The organism is Alcanivorax jadensis T9 (assembly GCF_000756655.1).
GTDB classification, from domain to species: Bacteria; Pseudomonadota; Gammaproteobacteria; order Pseudomonadales; family Alcanivoracaceae; genus Alcanivorax; species Alcanivorax jadensis.
The window spans coordinates 250,209-266,183 of sequence record NZ_ARXU01000001.1; the positions used below are offsets into that span (position 1 = coordinate 250,209).

Genomic DNA, 15,975 nt, shown 5'->3' on the forward strand with positions numbered 1-15,975 from the left:
CGCACTCGGGAGAGAGAGATGACTGAACCGGCAGAACCCACAGTCACACCCATTATGAAGCCGCTGCATCCCAGCCAGGCAGAGATGCCCTTTGGCTTGATGTATGGCAAGGCGATCACCAAACTGCCGGACGATCTGTATATACCGCCCGACGCCCTGGAGGTCTTCCTGGAAGCCTTTGAGGGCCCGCTGGATCTGTTGCTGTACCTGATCAAGCGACAGAATCTGGACATTCTCGACATTCCTGTCTCCACCATCACGACTCAGTACATGGAGTACGTGGAGCTGATGAAGGCGATGAACTTCGAGCTGGCGGCGGAATATCTGGTGATGGCCGCCATGCTGGGCGAGATCAAGTCGCGCATGTTGCTGCCTCGCCAGAAAGAGGACGAGGAAGACGAAGAACACGATCCGCGTGCAGAGCTGATTCGCCGTTTGCAGGAATACGAGCGCTTCAAGCAGGCAGCAGAAGACATCGATCAGCTGCCGCGCCTGGAAAGGGACATCTTTCCGGCAGAAGCCAAACGCCCTGAATTTACCCGGGAAAAGGCCCAGCCGGATGTGGACATGCGAGAGCTGCTGCTGGCCCTGAAAGAGGTCATGCACCGGGCCGATATGTTCGAGAGCCATCAGGTATCCCGGGAAAAGCTGTCTACCCGGGAGCGCATGGCCAATGTGCTGGACAAGCTCAAGGGCCGGGATTTTGTGCCCTTCGTGGAGCTTTTCACCCCGGAAGAAGGGCGGCTTGGCGTGGTGGTCACCTTTCTTGCCACCCTGGAGCTGGTCAAGGGCAGCCTGATTGAGCTGGTACAGAACGGGCCTTTCGCTCCCATTCATGTGAAAGCGAAGACCCTGGTACTGGAAGAATCTGATGTGCTGGCCCAACTTGAACTGGAAGACGAACCCGATGACGGCGTGGATGATGAACCCGATGCCCATGACGGAACCGAGGGGTAGCTGTGGAAGCTGAACAGATAAAAAGAATCATTGAAGCCGCCATTCTGGTGGCGGAAGGCCCGCTTGACCGGGATGCACTGCAGACTCTGTTTGATGAGGAAGACCGCCCCAGCAAGCAGGATCTGGGTAAATATCTGGAAGAGATCGGTGAGGCCTATGCTGACCGTGGCATCTTTCTCAAAGAAGTCGCTTCTGGTTTTCGTTTCCAGGCCCGCCCGGAACTGGGTCAGTGGGTAAGCCGCCTGTGGCAGGAAAAACCTCCCCGTTACAGCCGGGCCATTCTGGAAACCCTGGCATTGATCGCCTATCGCCAGCCTATTACCCGTGGCGAAATCGAAGAAATTCGTGGTGTTTCAGTAAGCTCTCATATCGTCAAAAGCCTGCTGGAGAGAAACTGGGTACGCGTGGTGGGGCACCGGGATGTACCGGGCCGGCCGGCCATGTTTGCCACCACCAAGCAGTTTCTCGACTATTTTGATCTGAAGAGCCTGGAGGACCTGCCATCGCTGTCGGAGATCCGTGATCTGGACAAGATCAATGAAGAACTGGCTCTCAGCGATGTGCCCCCTGCCAATGCCAGGCCGGGCGATATGGATGAAGCGCCGGAAGGCGAAGATGGCCATGGCATGCTGGAGGGTGAGCGTGAACAGCGGCTGCCAGGCGACCAGGAAGCCTTCCCGGGCCTGGAGCAGGAACCGGAAATTGATGATGACACCTTGATGAGTATGGACAAGGTAGATTCGGTGTTATCCGACTTCGAACAGGAATTCCGCCGCAAACCGGCTGCCGACAAGGACAAGCAGGAAGCCGTTGCCAGCGATGAAAGTGTGGCCGAACAGGCCGAGACGGCTGACAATAGCCCCAATGACGCTGACGGCGAGGATGCCGCTGCGGAAAATAGTGCAGAGGACAGCCAGACACGTCATGACTGAAACTGAAAAATTGCAGAAAGTACTGGCGCGAGCCGGACTGGGCTCCCGCCGGGAGCTGGAGAAATGGATCGCTGATGGCCGGGTTTCGGTCAACGGCGCAGTGGCAACCCTGGGTGATCGGGTTGGCAGTGAAGATACCCTACGCGTAGATGGCAGGATTATTAAAGTGAAGGCGGAAGAAGAAATCGTTCAGCGCGTGATCATGTACCACAAGCCGCCCGGCGAAGTGTGCTCCCGCAACGATCCGGAAGGGCGCGCCACGGTGTTTGATAACCTGCCGCGACTGCAGGGCATGCGCTGGGTACAGGTGGGCCGTCTGGACATCAATACCACCGGCCTGCTGTTGTTCACCACCGATGGTGAGCTGGCCCACCGCCTCATGCATCCCTCCAACGGTTTCGTGCGTGAATACGCCGTGCGTGTACGTGGCGGCATGACCCCGGAAAAGCGTCAGGCGATGCTCGACGGCGTGCTGCTGGAAGATGGTGTCTCCAAGTTCGACAGCATTGAAGATGCCGGCGGCGCGGAAGAGGGCGCCAACCACTGGTACAAGGTGACACTGACCGGGGGTAAATACCGGGAAGTGCGTCGCCTGTTCCAGTCCCAGGATCTGGATGTGGCGCGCTTGATGCGGATCCGTTTCGGCGACCTGACCTTGCCGCCCCAGTTGCGCCAGGGCCGCTGGATGGAGCTGGAGCCTGAGCAGATACAGGCACTGATCGGCAAGGTAGAGCTGAAGGGCAAGAAATACACCGGCCTCTACGGCCGCGCCCGCCTGCGTCACCAGCGCGCCGGCAGCAAACCTCCCCGCAAGGCCCGCGGTCCTTACCGCCGTTAAGACCATAAACAATAGGCACACAAAAAAAGGGAGGCATAAGCCTCCCTTTTTTTCAGGCTTCAACTGCTGCTTATTGCTGACTCTCCACCACGCCACTCTGCCGCCGGATGACGAGTTCCTTCAATGGGTTGTTGCCGTTTTCGAGCATCTTTTTCGCCAACCACTCGGAGCCGACCTGATTAAGGTGATCATCATCCCGGTAGAGCGGAACTCCTTCCAGTTCGGTATAGCAGCTCTCTTTGCTACAGAGTAGAGAGTTAGGGTCGATGAATTTCAGCTGTGGAAATTCATCTGCCAGCTGGGCGAAGAGGGCTCGTTTAAGTCTTTGTTGCTCTTCTACATAGCTGAGAGGGAAGCTACAAGGCTCATCATGGAAGGGTAGAAGATTCATTCTCGAACACTTGAAATCGCGTTTTTCCACCTGAGGGTTGTCGTAAATGAGTACTGGCGTGGAGCCAGCTTTTGTAATGCGGCGTAACGTTTCCCTTAGACCGGCGGCAATATTCGCGTTGGAATTGGCCTGTGACGGCTCTGGATTAGCATTGGTGACAAAGAAATAGCGGTCGCCCTTAATATCGGTCAGGGACCAGTAACCGGCAAGTACAATTGCTCCATAATTGTCGGCCTCATCAAGAATAGCGTCATTCACCTGGGGGCATTCTTCGTCAATTTCCACCTCTTCGCCCTTGTAATTCAGAGGCATGAGGCCGGCGTAGGCTGGGCAGCCGGCGCGCCACTTCACGTTATATGACAATCCAGCATCCTTCGCCAGTATCCCTATGAAGTCCCCGAAATGCTGAGCATGGGAATCTCCCAGCAGAAGTACATCCGCACACAGCCCATCTTCCTGATTATCACACTGGGAGGGGAAGCGGCCCGGCTCGCTTTCCAGAGCATGAATTTTGGCCACTGTGCTACTGTCGAACCGGTTGATTAGGCCATCACCTTCATAGATGGCCACAGCGACGCCAGCGAGCAACAGCAAAGGGACCACAAATAGGCGCAGCGCTGTCTGCTTTGGGGGGAATGTCCAGCGGTAGCGGAATGGCTGCTCGACAAACTTCCAGGTGAGGTGAGATAGCACAACAGCCAAAGCGATGCCGGCCAGAGCGCTTATGGTGTCGATTTCACCGGTAGCATAGGTCGTAAAACTGAAAATAGGCCAGTGCCAAAGGTAAAGTGAATAGGAAAGCATACCCAGCCAGACCATGACACGGCGCGTAAGCAGCCAGTTGATTGAGGATTTTCCGTCGCCGGCGTAGATAAGAATCACTGTGCCAAGGCACGGTATGGCTGCCAGATAGCCGGGGAAAGCGATCTCGGCAGTCCAGGCCACAGCGGGTACCAGAATCATCAAAAGCCCAGCCCAGCCCATCACTTCCCGAGCCGAGCGGGGCAGGGCAGGCACCTTGTTTGCCTGGAAGGCAATAGCCAGCATCGCGCCGATGAACAATTCGTGGAAACGTGCGGGCAGCAGGTAATAGGCCCGCATGGGGTCCGCGTGAGTATACCAGACCGAAAACGCCAGGGAGGTTAGGAAGATGCCGGCAAGCAGACCGGGCCGCCAGAAGCGGGCACCAAACTTGAGGAACACCAGCAGAAACAGCGGCCAGATCAGGTAGTACTGTTCTTCCACGGCCAGCGACCAGGTGTGCAGTAAGGCAATTTCATCGGTTTCCGTCTCGAAATAACCGCCGGTGGTATTAGCCAAGTAAAAATTGCTGGCACTTAGCACGGCTAGGGCTGCAAGGCGGGAAAGATAGATCAGGTCTTCGGGGAGGAGAACAAAGGCCCCTGCAAGCAATGTGGCGAGCAGAACAACCAGCATGGCAGGGGCCAGGCGACGAATTCTACGCATATAGAACTGGGCAAAGGAGAACTTTCCCTCCTGCATGTTATGCACCAGCTGCCCAGTGATAAGGAAACCGGACAATACGAAGAATACGTCCACACCAATGAAGCCGGCACCGAAGACACCTAGTCCTGCGTGATAAACCACCACAAGCCCAACGGCAATGGCCCTGAGCCCGTCCAGATGAGCCAGATATCGTTGTTGCATTGACCCGCTTCCCCGCTAAAAAAGCGAAAGGATACTCGGGTTCATTTGTGTGGTCGAGAGAGGGGCGTGCCAGTGCTTGCACTCATGGCAATTGCATCATGCGTCCTACCAGAGCCGGCAGCGCTGTCTCCACTCTGAGAATGCGCGTCCCGAAGCTGTGACAGGCAAAACCCTGTCTTTGCAGCATCTCCACTTCGTAGTCGGTCCAGCCCCCCTCCGGGCCGATGGCCAGCGTGACAGGCTCGGCCAGGTCACAGGGCATGGCCGGGTAGTCACCGGGGTTGGCGAGAAGGCGGCGGCCGGGGCCGGCCCAGGTGTCCAGGTCATCTTCCACAAACGGTTTGAAGCGTGGGGCGAGAACCAGCTCCGGCAGTGTGGTGTCGCGGGCTTGCTCCAGTCCCAGCAGCATTTTCTCGCGGAGCAGGTCGGCTTTCAGGTTGGGGGTCTGCCAGTAGCTTTTGTCCACCTTCCAGCTATTGATCAGCACGATGCGCTTGATGCCAAGACTGGTAGCGTCAATCAGAATGCGTTTGAGCATCTTGGGGCGGGGCAGGGCCAGCAGTAGCGACAGAGGGAGCGGCGCTTCAGGGTGAGAGTCCACTTTAAAAGAAACCTCTATCCTGCTGTTTTCTATGGATTCAATTTGCGCCTTCCCCATCGCTCCATCAATAATCCCGGCGCGGCAGGCATCACCAGCGGTCAGCCCGAGGATATCGCGGACATGGCAGCATTGACGGTCATCCAGACGCCAGAGATCGCCATGAAGGTGTTGGTGAGGGTGCAGTAACAGCAGATTCATGGCGCGGATTATCGCACAGCCTGACCCGGAATCCGCGCGGAAATCGCCGGGTCAGGGTGACGTAAATCGCTGTTTACTTGGCTGTTCTCGCCCTTTGCCTCGCCAGCCGGCCTTGCTAGATTGCTCCCATTGCACAACCAGCCCATTCACCTGCGTCAGGATCCCCGGGGATGTGGCTGGATTGGCCCGCTGGTAACTGGCGGCGCCTTCAGGCCGCTGGTAGAGTGTGCCGCCCGTTCACCCGTTCGATTCACTGTTTAAGTGTGGAGAGTTTCATGCAGTTTCAGGGTACTGACCAATATGTGGCCACCGACGACCTGAAAATGGCCGTTAACGCAGCGATTGCGCTCAAGCGCCCGTTGCTGATCAAGGGTGAGCCGGGTACCGGCAAGACCCTGCTGGCCGAGCAGGTAGCTGAATCCCTGGGCCTGCCTCTGCTGTCCTGGAATATCAAATCCACCACCAAGGCCCAGCAGGGCTTGTATGAGTACGACGCGGTGTCTCGCCTACGCGATTCCCAGCTCGGTGCTGAAGGGGTGGAAGATGTGGCCAACTACCTGAAGAAAGGCAAGCTGTGGGAAGCCTTTACCCATGACGGACAGGTGGTTCTGCTGATCGACGAAATCGACAAGGCCGACATCGAGTTCCCCAATGATTTGCTGCAAGAACTGGATCGCATGGAATTCTTCGTCTACGAGACCGGGGAAACCATCCGCGCCGAGCAGCGCCCGATCGTGATCATCACGTCCAACAACGAAAAAGAGCTGCCCGACGCTTTCCTGCGTCGTTGTTTCTTCCATTACATCAATTTCCCCGATGCCCAGACCATGCAGGCCATCGTCGATGTGCATTTCCCGGAGATCAAAAAGAACCTGGTCACCGAGGCCCTGGAAATCTTCTTCGACCTGCGCAAGGTGCCCGGTCTGAAGAAGAAGCCCTCCACCAGCGAGTTGATCGACTGGCTGAAGCTGCTCATGGCCGACGATATTCCGGCGGACATCCTTCAGAATCGCGATACCAAGAGCGCGGTGCCACCGCTCTACGGTGCATTGTTGAAAAACGAGTCGGACGTACAACTGCTTGAACGCCTGGCGTTCATGAACCGTCGCGAACGCTAACCGCAACGCTGGCTGATTATGCTGATTGGTTTCTTCGAAAATCTGCGCCGTTACCGGGTCCCGGTAACCCTGCGCGAATTGCTGGATCTCTTTGATGCCCTGCAGGCCCACGTGGCTTTCGGCTCCATCGAGGATTTCTATCTGCTCAGCCGGGCGGTAATGGTCAAGGATGAAAAGTTCTACGACCGTTTCGACCAGGCTTTTGCCAACTACTTTGAAGGGCTGGAAAACCTGGAGCCCGATTGGCTCAACAAGGTGATCCCGGATGAGTGGCTGCGCAAGGAGCTGGAGAAGAACCTGAGCCCGGAAGAGTTCGAAAAACTCAAGGGTCTGGGTAGCCTGGAAAAGATCATGGACGAGCTGCGCAAGCGGCTCGAAGAGCAGGAAAAGCGCCACCAGGGCGGCAACAAGTGGGTCGGTACCGGCGGCACCAGTCCCTTTGGTGGCTACGGCGCCAACCCGGAAGGGGTGCGCATGGTCGGGCCATCCCGCAACAAGCGGGCGGTGAAGGTCTGGGAAAAGCGGGAATTCCGCAATCTGGACGATTCCGTGGAGCTGGGAACGCGTAATATCAAGCTCGCCCTGCGCCGGCTGCGCAAGTTTGCCCGTATTGGTCGCGAGGAAGAGCTGGATATGGATGACACCATCCGTTCCACCGCTCGTAACGCCGGCCTGCTCGACATCAAGATGCGTGCGCAGAAGGAAAACCGCGTCAAGGTGCTGATCTTCTTTGACATAGGCGGCTCCATGGACCCCTACATCAAACTCTGCGAAGAGCTTTTCTCCGCCGCCCGGCTGGAGTTCAAGCACATGGAGTATTTCTACTTCCATAACTTCATCTATGAGTATGTATGGAAGGACAACCGTCGTCGCTGGGACGAGAAGATTTCCACCTGGGATGTGCTGCATAAATACGGCAGTGACTACAAGGTGATCTTTGTCGGTGATGCGGCCATGAGCCCCTACGAAGTGAACTCCGTGGGCGGCAGCGTGGAGCACTGGAACGAAGAGGCCGGTGCGGTCTGGTTCCAGCGTCTTATGGAAACCTACGATAAGGTGGCCTGGCTCAACCCGGAACCGGAGCGTGCCTGGCAGATGACCACCTCCACGCAGTGGATCAAGCAGCTCAGCGAGCACAAGATGTATCCGCTCACTATCGAAGGCCTGGAAAAGGCCATGCGCTATTTGAGCAAGTAATGGTCTTTTTGTAGGAGGCTGCCTGCAGCCGAACGCCACAATCGGGTTCGCGTGCAGGCAAGCTATTCCCTACGTCCCTCAAGAGCAAAAATCTGCATTCCGCTCGTCTGCCCACCCCTGTATTTTGCCGCACTAAACATTTGTCTAGTAGCGCACAGAGCCCTGCATCCGTATTCTCCGCGCCTTTCGCGTTTCACGCCCCGGACAGCCCACAAGGCACGGAACCCCGGGACGCCGAAGCACAAAGATGAACGCCCACCGTGATCCGGTGGACTTCAGGAGAGATTCCCATGTCCAGGGTGCGAACCACCATCTGGACGACCGTTTTCAGCAGTACCGCATTGGCCGCAGCCGGCCTCTATGCGGATACCACCCAGTCTGAAATCCGTCGTCTTCAAAAGGAGCTGGATCGGCTCAAGGCCAACCTGACCCAGGATGCGCCAACCCATTCCCCGTCAAACCATCTGCAGTGGCCCGGCTTTGCCGTGTTCGGCAAGGTCAGCGTGGATGCCATCTACGATGACAAGAATGCGGGGCTCGATGATCTGTTGATCCCCAGCACCATCCCTGCCGGTGATACTCATCAGCAGAATTTTGAGCTACACAGCAAGAACAGCCAGTTAGGCCTACGGGTAGGAGAGGGCAGTGGGCCCCATGCGGTGTTCGCCGTGGATGTGTTCGGCAGCATCGATGGCTACGATTTGCGAGTCCGGGATTTCTATTTTGAGTATGGCGCCCTGCGTGCCGGCTACGGCTACACCGCCTTGCTGGATGGTGCGGCCTGGCCGTTGACGCTGGATTCCCAGGGCCCCAACAGCGCCATTTTCGCCCGCCAGACCGGCGTGCGCTGGCAGGGCGAGCACCTAACGGTGGCTCTGGAGGATCCCAATCCGGAAGTGTATGACCCGGATAACCTGAGCAGCGCCAGCGGCCGCCGGCCTGACATTATTGCCGCCTGGATCCAGTCCCATGGCCGAGGCCACTTGCGGGTCGGCCTTATGAACCGGGAAATCGGTGTGGAATTTGCCGATGGCGGCCAGCAGTTCGCCAATGCCACCGGCGGTGTGCTCAGTGGCACCCTGGCTGTGACCGACAGCCTGACCCTGCTGGCCAGCGGCAGTTATGGTGAAGCCATGGCCCATTACTACAATGACCTGTCTGGCTTCGGTGACAGCAGTATGGATGGCTACGTATTCGCTACCGACGGACTGAAGCCGCTACTGGCTCAAGGCGGCTATCTGGCCGGGCAGTGGCAGTTCCGCCGGGATTGGACGCTGGCCATGGTTGGCGGCGAAATTACCCTGGAAAAGAACAATGAGCTGCCCGGAAATGCCATGCGTCGCACCCGCTACGGCACCCTGAGCCTGATTCGCCAGCACGACGACAGCCTCAGCTATGGGGCCGAGCTGGCTTACGGGATGCGCGACAATCAGGCAGGGGATCGCAGCGAAGCGCCTCGTGTGCAGTTAAACCTGACTTATCGTTTCGAACATACCCACAGCCGCGATCACTGATCAATGCTTAGGCGTAAGGGCTGGAAATGGAGCTCTTTACGCCTCAGGCAACGCCTGGGGTGTTAGCAGGTCAGCTGTTGTTGGAGCTAAAACCTTTAACAGCTGATCATTGGGCGAGAGCGTTATCCCGAGAAAAGATATTGTCGCGACATCCCCTATTTAACATAATATACAGTGTCGTATGCCCTCAACGGCGCTTGCGAGGAGGGCTCCCCCAAAAAAAAGGCTTGTTGCTGAGTGACTTACAGCCTTAAACCGCTTGGTCCACAGTGCGAACCCGTCCGCGTCCTCTGAGCGTTCTGCTCGTTCTATCGCTCTGGCTGCGATTATCTCCGCTGGGTCTATATCCAATGCCTCGGCAATCTTCCACACGACGTCATCACTGTCGATGATTGACTTGCCAGACAGGTATCTAGAGACCGTCCCCCTGTTCACGTCTAGCCATCGCATTGTATCGCCGTCTGTGCTGTGTTTCAGAGTCTTTTGCGCTTCCTTGAGGTAGTCGGCTGTCTTTTTCATATCTCGTCTCCTTGTGGCAATTAGACCCATTGTGTTGCCCCTTTGCAATATTTCCGCTTTACAACGTTGCAGACTTGCAATACATTCCACTTATTGCAGCGCTGCAACACGGCACAAGGGGTAAGGCAATGGCGTACTGTGACAGCAAATTTTGCAACTGGTCAGGCGAAACCAATGATGGCGGCTTTCTGTGCCCGTCCTGCAAAGTCTCCAAAATTTCCCCGGTCGTTATTCGTTGTCCTATCGAGGGTACAAAATTGCACCCCAAGGCCGTAGGCCTTAACAGTCGGCAGGAAAGCGTTAGCCAGGGCGAAAACGTCTCACCGACGATACCTTGCCCCCGGCTCCCTCATAAATCTGCTGGCCCCCATACCACCAGTTCTCAACGCTTCCTCAGTCGGTTCTCTGCGGGTGACTCGCTCAACGCTGCTGCAACCTTTCCTCGCGCCATGAAAAACCGCTTTTCAAAAGGGTCAGGGCAATGACACGGCTTGTTATCAAAGTGAATCCCTACAATCCGCCGTTCAAGCCTGCACCTGAGCCAGGCGTCTACTGGTTGGCCAAGGAGCATGTCGGTGACCGCCTTCATGATTCCCATGTGATGGCTCGTCGGCTAGCAATGTTCCGTAGCTCTCAGTCCGTTCTCTCTGATTGTGGCCTTGGTCATCTTGCCAAGGCTGAGGAAAGGAAAACCCATTTCATACCCAATAACGAATTTCTTGCAGACCTGTCCCGCGATGGCGTGAAGGCTGCTCGTCGTTACCTGAAAAACCGGGGTGCTATCTGATGGAGTGCGCAACCGCTGAGCAGGTATCACAGATCATGTTCGATTATTCGCTAATCGCCGCTCCCTTTGATCTTGTCATCTGCGTACTTGCTGGTATGGGTCTGGCTTGGTTCATCAAGGGAACTGCCCGGTTCGCTTCTCGCTATCTCGGCATGCGGGGTGAATCATGAAGGCCGGTCAGGCTTCTGGAACCCCGACAGTAATACGGGGTGAAAGTCTCCACGAAGTCCCACGGGGAGAATTCTTGGTAGACACATTCTCCGTGACCTTTCCCGTTTCTTCCATGGAACGGGTCACCGGTGATGTGTCCCCGTGGGTTGTTTCTGACGATGACATTTCCGACAGAATGCAGGCTTTCGTAAATCACCTTTTTGGTGCTGGCATCTTCACCGTCTCTGACAAGGTTTCTGGCGGCCGCAACTTCTTTGAGAGTGCAATTACATTCGACGGTAAAGCCTTCATAGCGTGGGGTGGGAACAACAAGGTCAGGGACTATGACGGCGGCGTTTCCCGTCTAGTTGAGGAGCGCGCTCAGCTTTACATGACCGGCGAGGCCTGCGCCATGATCAAGAATTGGGATGCCCTTCCTTCTCGCCTGGACGACCTCTGTGCCCGGTTAACTCGCGTCGATTTGGCGTTTGATGACCATGACGGCATTCACAACGTCGACCTGTGCAGAGAAAAGTTCCTCTCTGGTGAGTTCAAGGGGCAGGGCAGGCCGCCCAAGGCATCTTACATTGATGATTTCGGTTCAGGCGATGGGCGTACCTTCTATGTCGGTCGTCGTGAAAACGGCAAGCTCCTTCGCTGCTACGACAAGGGCAAGCAACTCGGTGATCCTAATTCCCCTTGGGTTCGCTGGGAGTGTGAGCTGCATAACCGGGACAGGGAATTGCCGCTTGATATGTTAACAAACCCTGCTGAGTACCTTGCCGGGGCTTACCCTGCTTTGTCTTTCCTCAGCAAGGTTGCCCATGTCATCCGCACGGCACGCGAAAAGGTCTCAATCCAGTATGACAAGCTGCGTCGGATAGCGCGAACCCAGTACGGCAAATTGATCAACTTTGCCCATCAGGTCATGGGGCTGCGTCCTGACCAGATTTTCTACGAATTCTGCAATCCAAAGGGTTTCCCTGATCGGCTTGTCTGGTCTGGCTCCCCCGGTGTGATTGCAAATGATGTCGGCGGGTTCGAATCCCTGCGGGCAGAAACCCAGACCCATAACGGGCAATTAATGAAATCAGTACTTAATGATTTGGCAACCATAGAGGTGTGACGCACATGGCGCTTTTACTGAAAGGCAACGTACTCGGCTACAAAAAGGTAGCACGCACGAACAACAAAACCGGCGAAGTCATCGAGCAACACTATGTCGGTATTCAGGTCCCCAAGGAAAATGGCTATGACGGTGAAGCCATTACCTACGACATCCGCATTTCAAAGCAGCTTTTTTCCGAGGGCCTTGCCGCCCATTACGAAAAATTCAAGGGTCAGGAGGTTTACGTTCCTGTTTTTCCCAGCGTTTGGAAGGGTGAAAAGTCAGCCGGTATCAACTGGTTCTTCTCCGGTGACGGCAAGCCTAAAGGCGTTAAGGCGTAGGGGCCCATTATGGCAGTTTGCGTAGAAATCGATGCTTTGGGTGTGGTCCGCTCAACCGGTGACCTTATCGAGAATTGCCAGGCATTTGCATTGGTTTCTGCACCAGAGTTCAGCTACATCAGTTCATTCTCAATGCCAACGGCTGAGGAGCTTTTGTGGCTGTACACATGGGGCCTAGGGGCAATCCTGCTCCCTTGGTCTCTCGGCTACGCCATCGGCGTCGCTAAAAAAACCATCAATAGAGTATAAAAGGAGAAACAAAAATGGCTGATATCTTCGCTGCAGTAGACTTTTCCGGTGTTGCCACCTTCGTAGGTGCTGCCGGTGTCGCAATTGTGGGCATTGCTCTCGCCTACAAGGGCATTACCCTGTCCAAGCGTGCCGTAAACAAGGCGTAAGGATGGTGGCCGGTCTGGTTGTCCTCATAGGCGCCATGGCCGGCCTTGCCTTGACATCAGCAATAGGCAGGCCGTAACCATGAAACTTTATCCATCAGCCATTGCAATTCTGGTGGCTCTCCTTGTTTTCCCTCTGGTTTCATATGCCACCACAGTTCCCGGTGAAACTGCCGGAAGGGGTCAAAATGGCGGGCAAAACTACCCACCCTGTGAGCCAATAGCAGATCCCCTGCTTCCAAATATTTACTATGGCGCAACAGCGCCTTACTGCATTAATTACTCCATTAATTCAAACAACAGAATGACCAGAAAGGTTATTCACTATTGCACAACAGAAACGCATCCTCTTGTTATAAGCGTAACGCAAACAAGCCCAACGGGTGATTTTGATGTTGTATGCGGTGAGCCAACACCAGAATGCCCAGAGGATGACCCGCACCTTGAATACGGCTGCGATGGAGGCCTTATAACAGGCCTTGAGGGTTCAACGCCTATATGCTCCTTCTCAATACCAGATTCCCTTTGCAGGGATGAATGCGAGTACGACAGGCCCGGTCACGTTATTGGTGGCACTCATATCTATCCCGGCAGTGATTTTGCAACAAACAGCCGTTGGGTCTATTACTCAACCGGTGCAAGCTGCGCCGCTGATACTGTTCTTGACGGTGAGCCAATAGAGGAGGATGCCGATTCAGACGGTGTTCCTGATGCTCAAGACAATTGCCCATCAGAGCCGAACCCGGATCAGCTAGATACTGATTCAGATGGCCAGGGCGATGCCTGCCAACAGGGAACAGGCGAAGGTGATGGCTCTGGCGATGAAACAGGCGGCGAGGGCGACGGATCAGGCGATGATGGAACAGACGAAGGTGACGGGACAGGGCAGGGCACTGACCCCGGCGACGGCACATCAGACAACGGCGACGGTACTGGCGATGACGAAACGGACGGCGGTTCTACAGGCTCCGGCGACGGCACAGGCGACGGTGATGACACAGGCGGCGACGGCGCTGCCTCCCTTGGCTCATGCAATCCTGATGCGGGTGATATTTGCGGGGATTCGATATGGGACCCTCGTTATCCAGACGGGCTTCTTGGTGTCTGGAATTCTCACCAAGCGGCTATAGATCAGAGTGCGCTAGTCACATGGCTCCGGTCTTGGTCCTTGCCTGACTCCGGTTCCTGTCCACAGGTCAGCATGAGTTTCAATCTAGGATCGCTTGGTTCTTTCGGAAGTGGAAGTCTCCCCGGCACTGACTTTTGCTGGATTTGGAGCGTACTCGCCGCGATCATCAATTTTTGCGCCTTGCTCCTTGCTAGGGCGTTAATCTTCGGGGGTTAACATGGAAGCATCATTGGGACCATTCGAGTGGCTTTGGTCAAAGCTGGTCGGCGGCTTTGAGTGGCTTTTGGAGCGAATCACCTATATCTATCTGTCAATGTGGGAAACGTACTGGGCGTTCCTTGTGGATGCTGTCTCCCTCGTATTCGACCTGCTCATGGGCCTTGCAGTTACTCTCCTTGATGCCCTCGGCCAGCAACTCAATTTCGACCCTCAGCAATACATCAATGCTTTACCCGGCGAGGTACTTAACGTCATGGGAGCACTTCACCTAGGTTCCGCTACCCTGATCATTACTGCCGCTATCGTTATCCGCCTCCTGCTTCAGTTGATACCCTTCGTAAGGCTTGGCTCATGATTTACCTGCTACTCGGCAGACCCGGTTCCGGCAAAAGCTATGAGGCTGTAGTTTTTCACCTTCTCCCGGCGCTTAATGCTGGCCGTAAGGTGATAACTAATCTCCCGGTCAATCGTCCCCTCATTGAGGCTATAAACCCTGACTTTGCAGACCTTCTCCACATACGTCATCCAAAGGGCAGATGGCTAGGTTCTTCCCTTGATGATTATGGCGATGATTGGCGCGACGATGACGGCAAGGGCCCGTTGTATATCATTGATGAATGCCATAAATCATTAAGGCGTGGCAAAACGCCTGATGAAATCGAGGAGTGGTACGCAGAACACAGGCATGAAGGGGCCGACGTTCTTCTCATAACTCAGTTCCATAGCAAGCTGTGCCGCAATATCTGTGAGCACGTTGATATGGTCTACCGTGTCACCAACAACAGGGCCTTAGGCCACGACAAGTCCTATATCCGTAAGGTCCTGAACGGCATACGCGGGGCGGTCTTGTCGGAATCAATACGCAGCTATGACAGCAACAACTTCAAGCTCTACAAGTCCCACACGAAAAGCAATGTGGCGGTAAAGGAAGCAATGGCCCAGGACGTTAAACCTATCTGGAAGCATTGGTCTTTCATCGGCGCTGCCTTATTCGTGCCGCTGGGAATTATTGGTCTATTCTGGGGCGGGATGCCCTTCACAACACCAGATCCCACCCCTGTTAATCCGGTTCCCGTTTCAGCCCAGACTGTTCCATCAGATTTTAAGGTTAAGGTAACAAGGGTAAAGCCTGACATTGCACCTACTCAGCCCCCTGAGCCACCCCCTGTCCAGTCTCCGCCCGACCCGCCAGAACCAGAGCAGCCCCCGGAACCTGACCACCCCTTTGATGGTGTTCACCTTCACCTAGCAGGCTTTATGCAGATGGGGGATAGGTATACCTACCTGATCTATGCCAGTCAGAACGGCCAGCGTGTTTTCACCGTTACTGAGCAGGACCTAATGCAAGCGGGCTACAGATTAACACCCCGCGGGCGTTGCCTTTTGACGATCCAATTTAATGACTACCGTCACAATGTGATCTGTGACAATCCTTCATCTCAGGTTGCAATAGCTCGTAAGTGATCGCGTCCCATGGCGCGGGGAGGGGTCCCTCCCGGGGAGGGACCCCGCGCCATGGGCGAATATACTCAAACGTCCATGCACATCTGCACAGGCCCTTTTCGCAATCTCTCAAGCTCATATCTAAGCTGCTTCACAGCCCACAAACTCCGAATTTCGTTCGGTCTGTACCCGTTTCCATCAGGGTCAATCAGAAGCGGTCCATCAACTCGCCAGCCTGACCAGCTTTCATTTGTAGAGGGGATTTTTCCTGACCTGTGTAGGTCAATCAGGTGGGTGACTTCAATCGGTGCTCTGTTCGTTCTGAGGTAGCGCCGTATGGTCTGGGGGTGGCGGTGAGTGATAAGGGATAGCTCATTTACTGATAGGCCAAAAGCCGCGTCTTTGAATCGCATTCGTGCTTTACTGGAAGGCTAAAAGCCAAATCTTGCCCTATCCCTGCCCGCATAGTC

At 55.4% G+C, this 15,975-nt stretch carries 18 protein-coding genes; 14 read left to right on the forward strand and 4 right to left on the reverse strand.

Translation table 11 applies throughout. The features are described 5' to 3' along the window. The first annotated feature begins 18 nt into the window (after nt 1-18). The 3 genes from T9A_RS01140 to rluB are packed head-to-tail and all read left to right on the forward strand — an operon-like array spanning nt 19 to nt 2,727. Complete coding sequence (locus tag T9A_RS01140; protein ID WP_035244379.1) at nt 19-957, forward strand: segregation and condensation protein A; 939 nt, start codon at nt 19-21, stop codon at nt 955-957. A gap of 2 nt (nt 958-959) precedes the next feature. Further along, nucleotides 960-1,889, forward strand: a complete 930-nt coding sequence (gene scpB, locus T9A_RS01145; RefSeq protein ID WP_035244380.1) for an SMC-Scp complex subunit ScpB — start codon at nt 960-962, stop codon at nt 1,887-1,889. After that, a complete protein-coding gene (gene rluB, locus T9A_RS01150; protein WP_035244382.1) occupies nt 1,882-2,727 on the forward strand; it encodes a 23S rRNA pseudouridine(2605) synthase RluB in 846 nt (281 codons plus the stop codon). The genes scpB and rluB overlap by 8 nt, the downstream gene beginning before the upstream one ends. Nucleotides 2,728-2,797: 70 nt before the next feature. On the opposite strand, the gene T9A_RS01155 is transcribed toward rluB, so the two are convergent. Together T9A_RS01155 and T9A_RS01160 are read right to left on the reverse strand one after the other, a co-directional pair. Beyond that, nucleotides 2,798-4,786 (reverse strand): acyltransferase family protein, encoded by a 1,989-nt coding sequence (locus T9A_RS01155; RefSeq protein WP_084573352.1) that lies wholly within the window; start codon nt 4,784-4,786, stop codon nt 2,798-2,800. A gap of 82 nt (nt 4,787-4,868) precedes the next feature. Beyond that, a complete protein-coding gene (locus T9A_RS01160) occupies nt 4,869-5,585 on the reverse strand; it encodes a 16S rRNA (uracil(1498)-N(3))-methyltransferase (protein WP_035244386.1) in 717 nt (238 codons plus the stop codon). A 275-nt stretch (nt 5,586-5,860) separates the two neighbouring features. Between T9A_RS01160 and T9A_RS01165 the strand changes: the two genes are divergently transcribed. The 3 genes from T9A_RS01165 to T9A_RS01175 all read left to right on the forward strand — a co-directional run bounded on the left by T9A_RS01165 (nt 5,861) and on the right by T9A_RS01175 (nt 9,414). Continuing rightward, entirely contained in the window at nt 5,861-6,703 is an 843-nt protein-coding gene (locus tag T9A_RS01165; protein ID WP_035244387.1) for an AAA family ATPase, read from the forward strand. 18 nt (nt 6,704-6,721) lie between these two features. Further along, nucleotides 6,722-7,900: a vWA domain-containing protein gene (locus tag T9A_RS01170; RefSeq protein ID WP_035244389.1), complete on the forward strand. Its 1,179-nt coding sequence runs from the start codon at nt 6,722-6,724 to the stop codon at nt 7,898-7,900. Between the two features lie 290 nt (nt 7,901-8,190). Further along, a complete protein-coding gene (locus T9A_RS01175) occupies nt 8,191-9,414 on the forward strand; it encodes a hypothetical protein (protein ID WP_035244390.1) in 1,224 nt (407 codons plus the stop codon). A 159-nt stretch (nt 9,415-9,573) separates the two neighbouring features. Here the strand turns inward: T9A_RS01175 and T9A_RS01180 are convergent, their stop codons facing one another. After that, nucleotides 9,574-9,933 (reverse strand): helix-turn-helix domain-containing protein, encoded by a 360-nt coding sequence (locus T9A_RS01180; protein WP_035244392.1) that lies wholly within the window; start codon nt 9,931-9,933, stop codon nt 9,574-9,576. Nucleotides 9,934-10,414: 481 nt separating this feature from the next. Between T9A_RS01180 and T9A_RS01185 the strand changes: the two genes are divergently transcribed. The 8 genes from T9A_RS01185 (at nt 10,415) to T9A_RS01220 (ending at nt 15,526) form a co-directional block, all read left to right on the forward strand. Continuing rightward, nucleotides 10,415-10,720, forward strand: a complete 306-nt coding sequence (locus T9A_RS01185) for a hypothetical protein (protein ID WP_035244393.1) — start codon at nt 10,415-10,417, stop codon at nt 10,718-10,720. 244 nt (nt 10,721-10,964) lie between these two features. Next, the gene (locus T9A_RS16530) at nt 10,965-11,996 is read left to right on the forward strand and encodes a replication initiation factor domain-containing protein (RefSeq protein ID WP_198030599.1); all 1,032 of its coding nucleotides are present in this window, start codon (nt 10,965-10,967) and stop codon (nt 11,994-11,996) included. A 5-nt stretch (nt 11,997-12,001) separates the two neighbouring features. Further along, nucleotides 12,002-12,319, forward strand: coding sequence for a DNA-binding protein (locus T9A_RS01195; protein WP_035244394.1), 318 nt, complete (start codon nt 12,002-12,004; stop codon nt 12,317-12,319). 9 nt (nt 12,320-12,328) lie between these two features. After that, the gene (locus tag T9A_RS01200; protein ID WP_035244396.1) at nt 12,329-12,568 is read left to right on the forward strand and encodes a hypothetical protein; all 240 of its coding nucleotides are present in this window, start codon (nt 12,329-12,331) and stop codon (nt 12,566-12,568) included. A 14-nt stretch (nt 12,569-12,582) separates the two neighbouring features. Next, nucleotides 12,583-12,717, forward strand: coding sequence for a membrane protein (locus tag T9A_RS17340; protein ID WP_035244398.1), 135 nt, complete (start codon nt 12,583-12,585; stop codon nt 12,715-12,717). 79 nt (nt 12,718-12,796) lie between these two features. After that, nucleotides 12,797-14,059 (forward strand): thrombospondin type 3 repeat-containing protein, encoded by a 1,263-nt coding sequence (locus T9A_RS17150; RefSeq protein ID WP_232221950.1) that lies wholly within the window; start codon nt 12,797-12,799, stop codon nt 14,057-14,059. A 1-nt stretch (nt 14,060) separates the two neighbouring features. Further along, a complete protein-coding gene (locus T9A_RS16535) occupies nt 14,061-14,417 on the forward strand; it encodes a DUF2523 family protein (protein WP_084573353.1) in 357 nt (118 codons plus the stop codon). Beyond that, entirely contained in the window at nt 14,414-15,526 is a 1,113-nt protein-coding gene (locus tag T9A_RS01220; protein ID WP_052042417.1) for a zonular occludens toxin domain-containing protein, read from the forward strand. Before T9A_RS16535 ends, T9A_RS01220 begins: the two co-directional genes overlap by 4 nt. A 65-nt stretch (nt 15,527-15,591) precedes the next feature. Here T9A_RS01220 and T9A_RS17415 read toward each other — a convergent pair whose 3' ends face one another. Then, nucleotides 15,592-15,918: a DUF3653 domain-containing protein gene (locus tag T9A_RS17415; RefSeq protein WP_084573354.1), complete on the reverse strand. Its 327-nt coding sequence runs from the start codon at nt 15,916-15,918 to the stop codon at nt 15,592-15,594. Nucleotides 15,919-15,975 lie beyond the last annotated feature (57 nt).

Bases quoted from the DNA above. Each gene is read 5' to 3' on its own strand.
- T9A_RS01140 (WP_035244379.1), top strand. From the start codon at position 19: ATGACTGAACCGGCAGAACCCACAGTCACACCCATTATGAAGCCGCTG.
- rluB (WP_035244382.1), top strand. From the start codon at position 1,882: ATGACTGAAACTGAAAAATTGCAGAAAGTACTGGCGCGAGCCGGACTG.
- T9A_RS01155 (WP_084573352.1), bottom strand. From the start codon at position 4,786: ATGCAACAACGATATCTGGCTCATCTGGACGGGCTCAGGGCCATTGCC.
- T9A_RS01160 (WP_035244386.1), bottom strand. From the start codon at position 5,585: ATGAATCTGCTGTTACTGCACCCTCACCAACACCTTCATGGCGATCTC.
- T9A_RS01165 (WP_035244387.1), top strand. From the start codon at position 5,861: ATGCAGTTTCAGGGTACTGACCAATATGTGGCCACCGACGACCTGAAA.
- T9A_RS01170 (WP_035244389.1), top strand. From the start codon at position 6,722: ATGCTGATTGGTTTCTTCGAAAATCTGCGCCGTTACCGGGTCCCGGTA.
- T9A_RS01175 (WP_035244390.1), top strand. From the start codon at position 8,191: ATGTCCAGGGTGCGAACCACCATCTGGACGACCGTTTTCAGCAGTACC.
- T9A_RS01180 (WP_035244392.1), bottom strand. From the start codon at position 9,933: ATGAAAAAGACAGCCGACTACCTCAAGGAAGCGCAAAAGACTCTGAAA.
- T9A_RS01185 (WP_035244393.1), top strand. From the start codon at position 10,415: ATGACACGGCTTGTTATCAAAGTGAATCCCTACAATCCGCCGTTCAAG.
- T9A_RS01195 (WP_035244394.1), top strand. From the start codon at position 12,002: ATGGCGCTTTTACTGAAAGGCAACGTACTCGGCTACAAAAAGGTAGCA.
- T9A_RS01200 (WP_035244396.1), top strand. From the start codon at position 12,329: ATGGCAGTTTGCGTAGAAATCGATGCTTTGGGTGTGGTCCGCTCAACC.
- T9A_RS17340 (WP_035244398.1), top strand. From the start codon at position 12,583: ATGGCTGATATCTTCGCTGCAGTAGACTTTTCCGGTGTTGCCACCTTC.
- T9A_RS17150 (WP_232221950.1), top strand. From the start codon at position 12,797: ATGAAACTTTATCCATCAGCCATTGCAATTCTGGTGGCTCTCCTTGTT.
- T9A_RS16535 (WP_084573353.1), top strand. From the start codon at position 14,061: ATGGAAGCATCATTGGGACCATTCGAGTGGCTTTGGTCAAAGCTGGTC.
- T9A_RS01220 (WP_052042417.1), top strand. From the start codon at position 14,414: ATGATTTACCTGCTACTCGGCAGACCCGGTTCCGGCAAAAGCTATGAG.
- T9A_RS17415 (WP_084573354.1), bottom strand. From the start codon at position 15,918: ATGCGATTCAAAGACGCGGCTTTTGGCCTATCAGTAAATGAGCTATCC.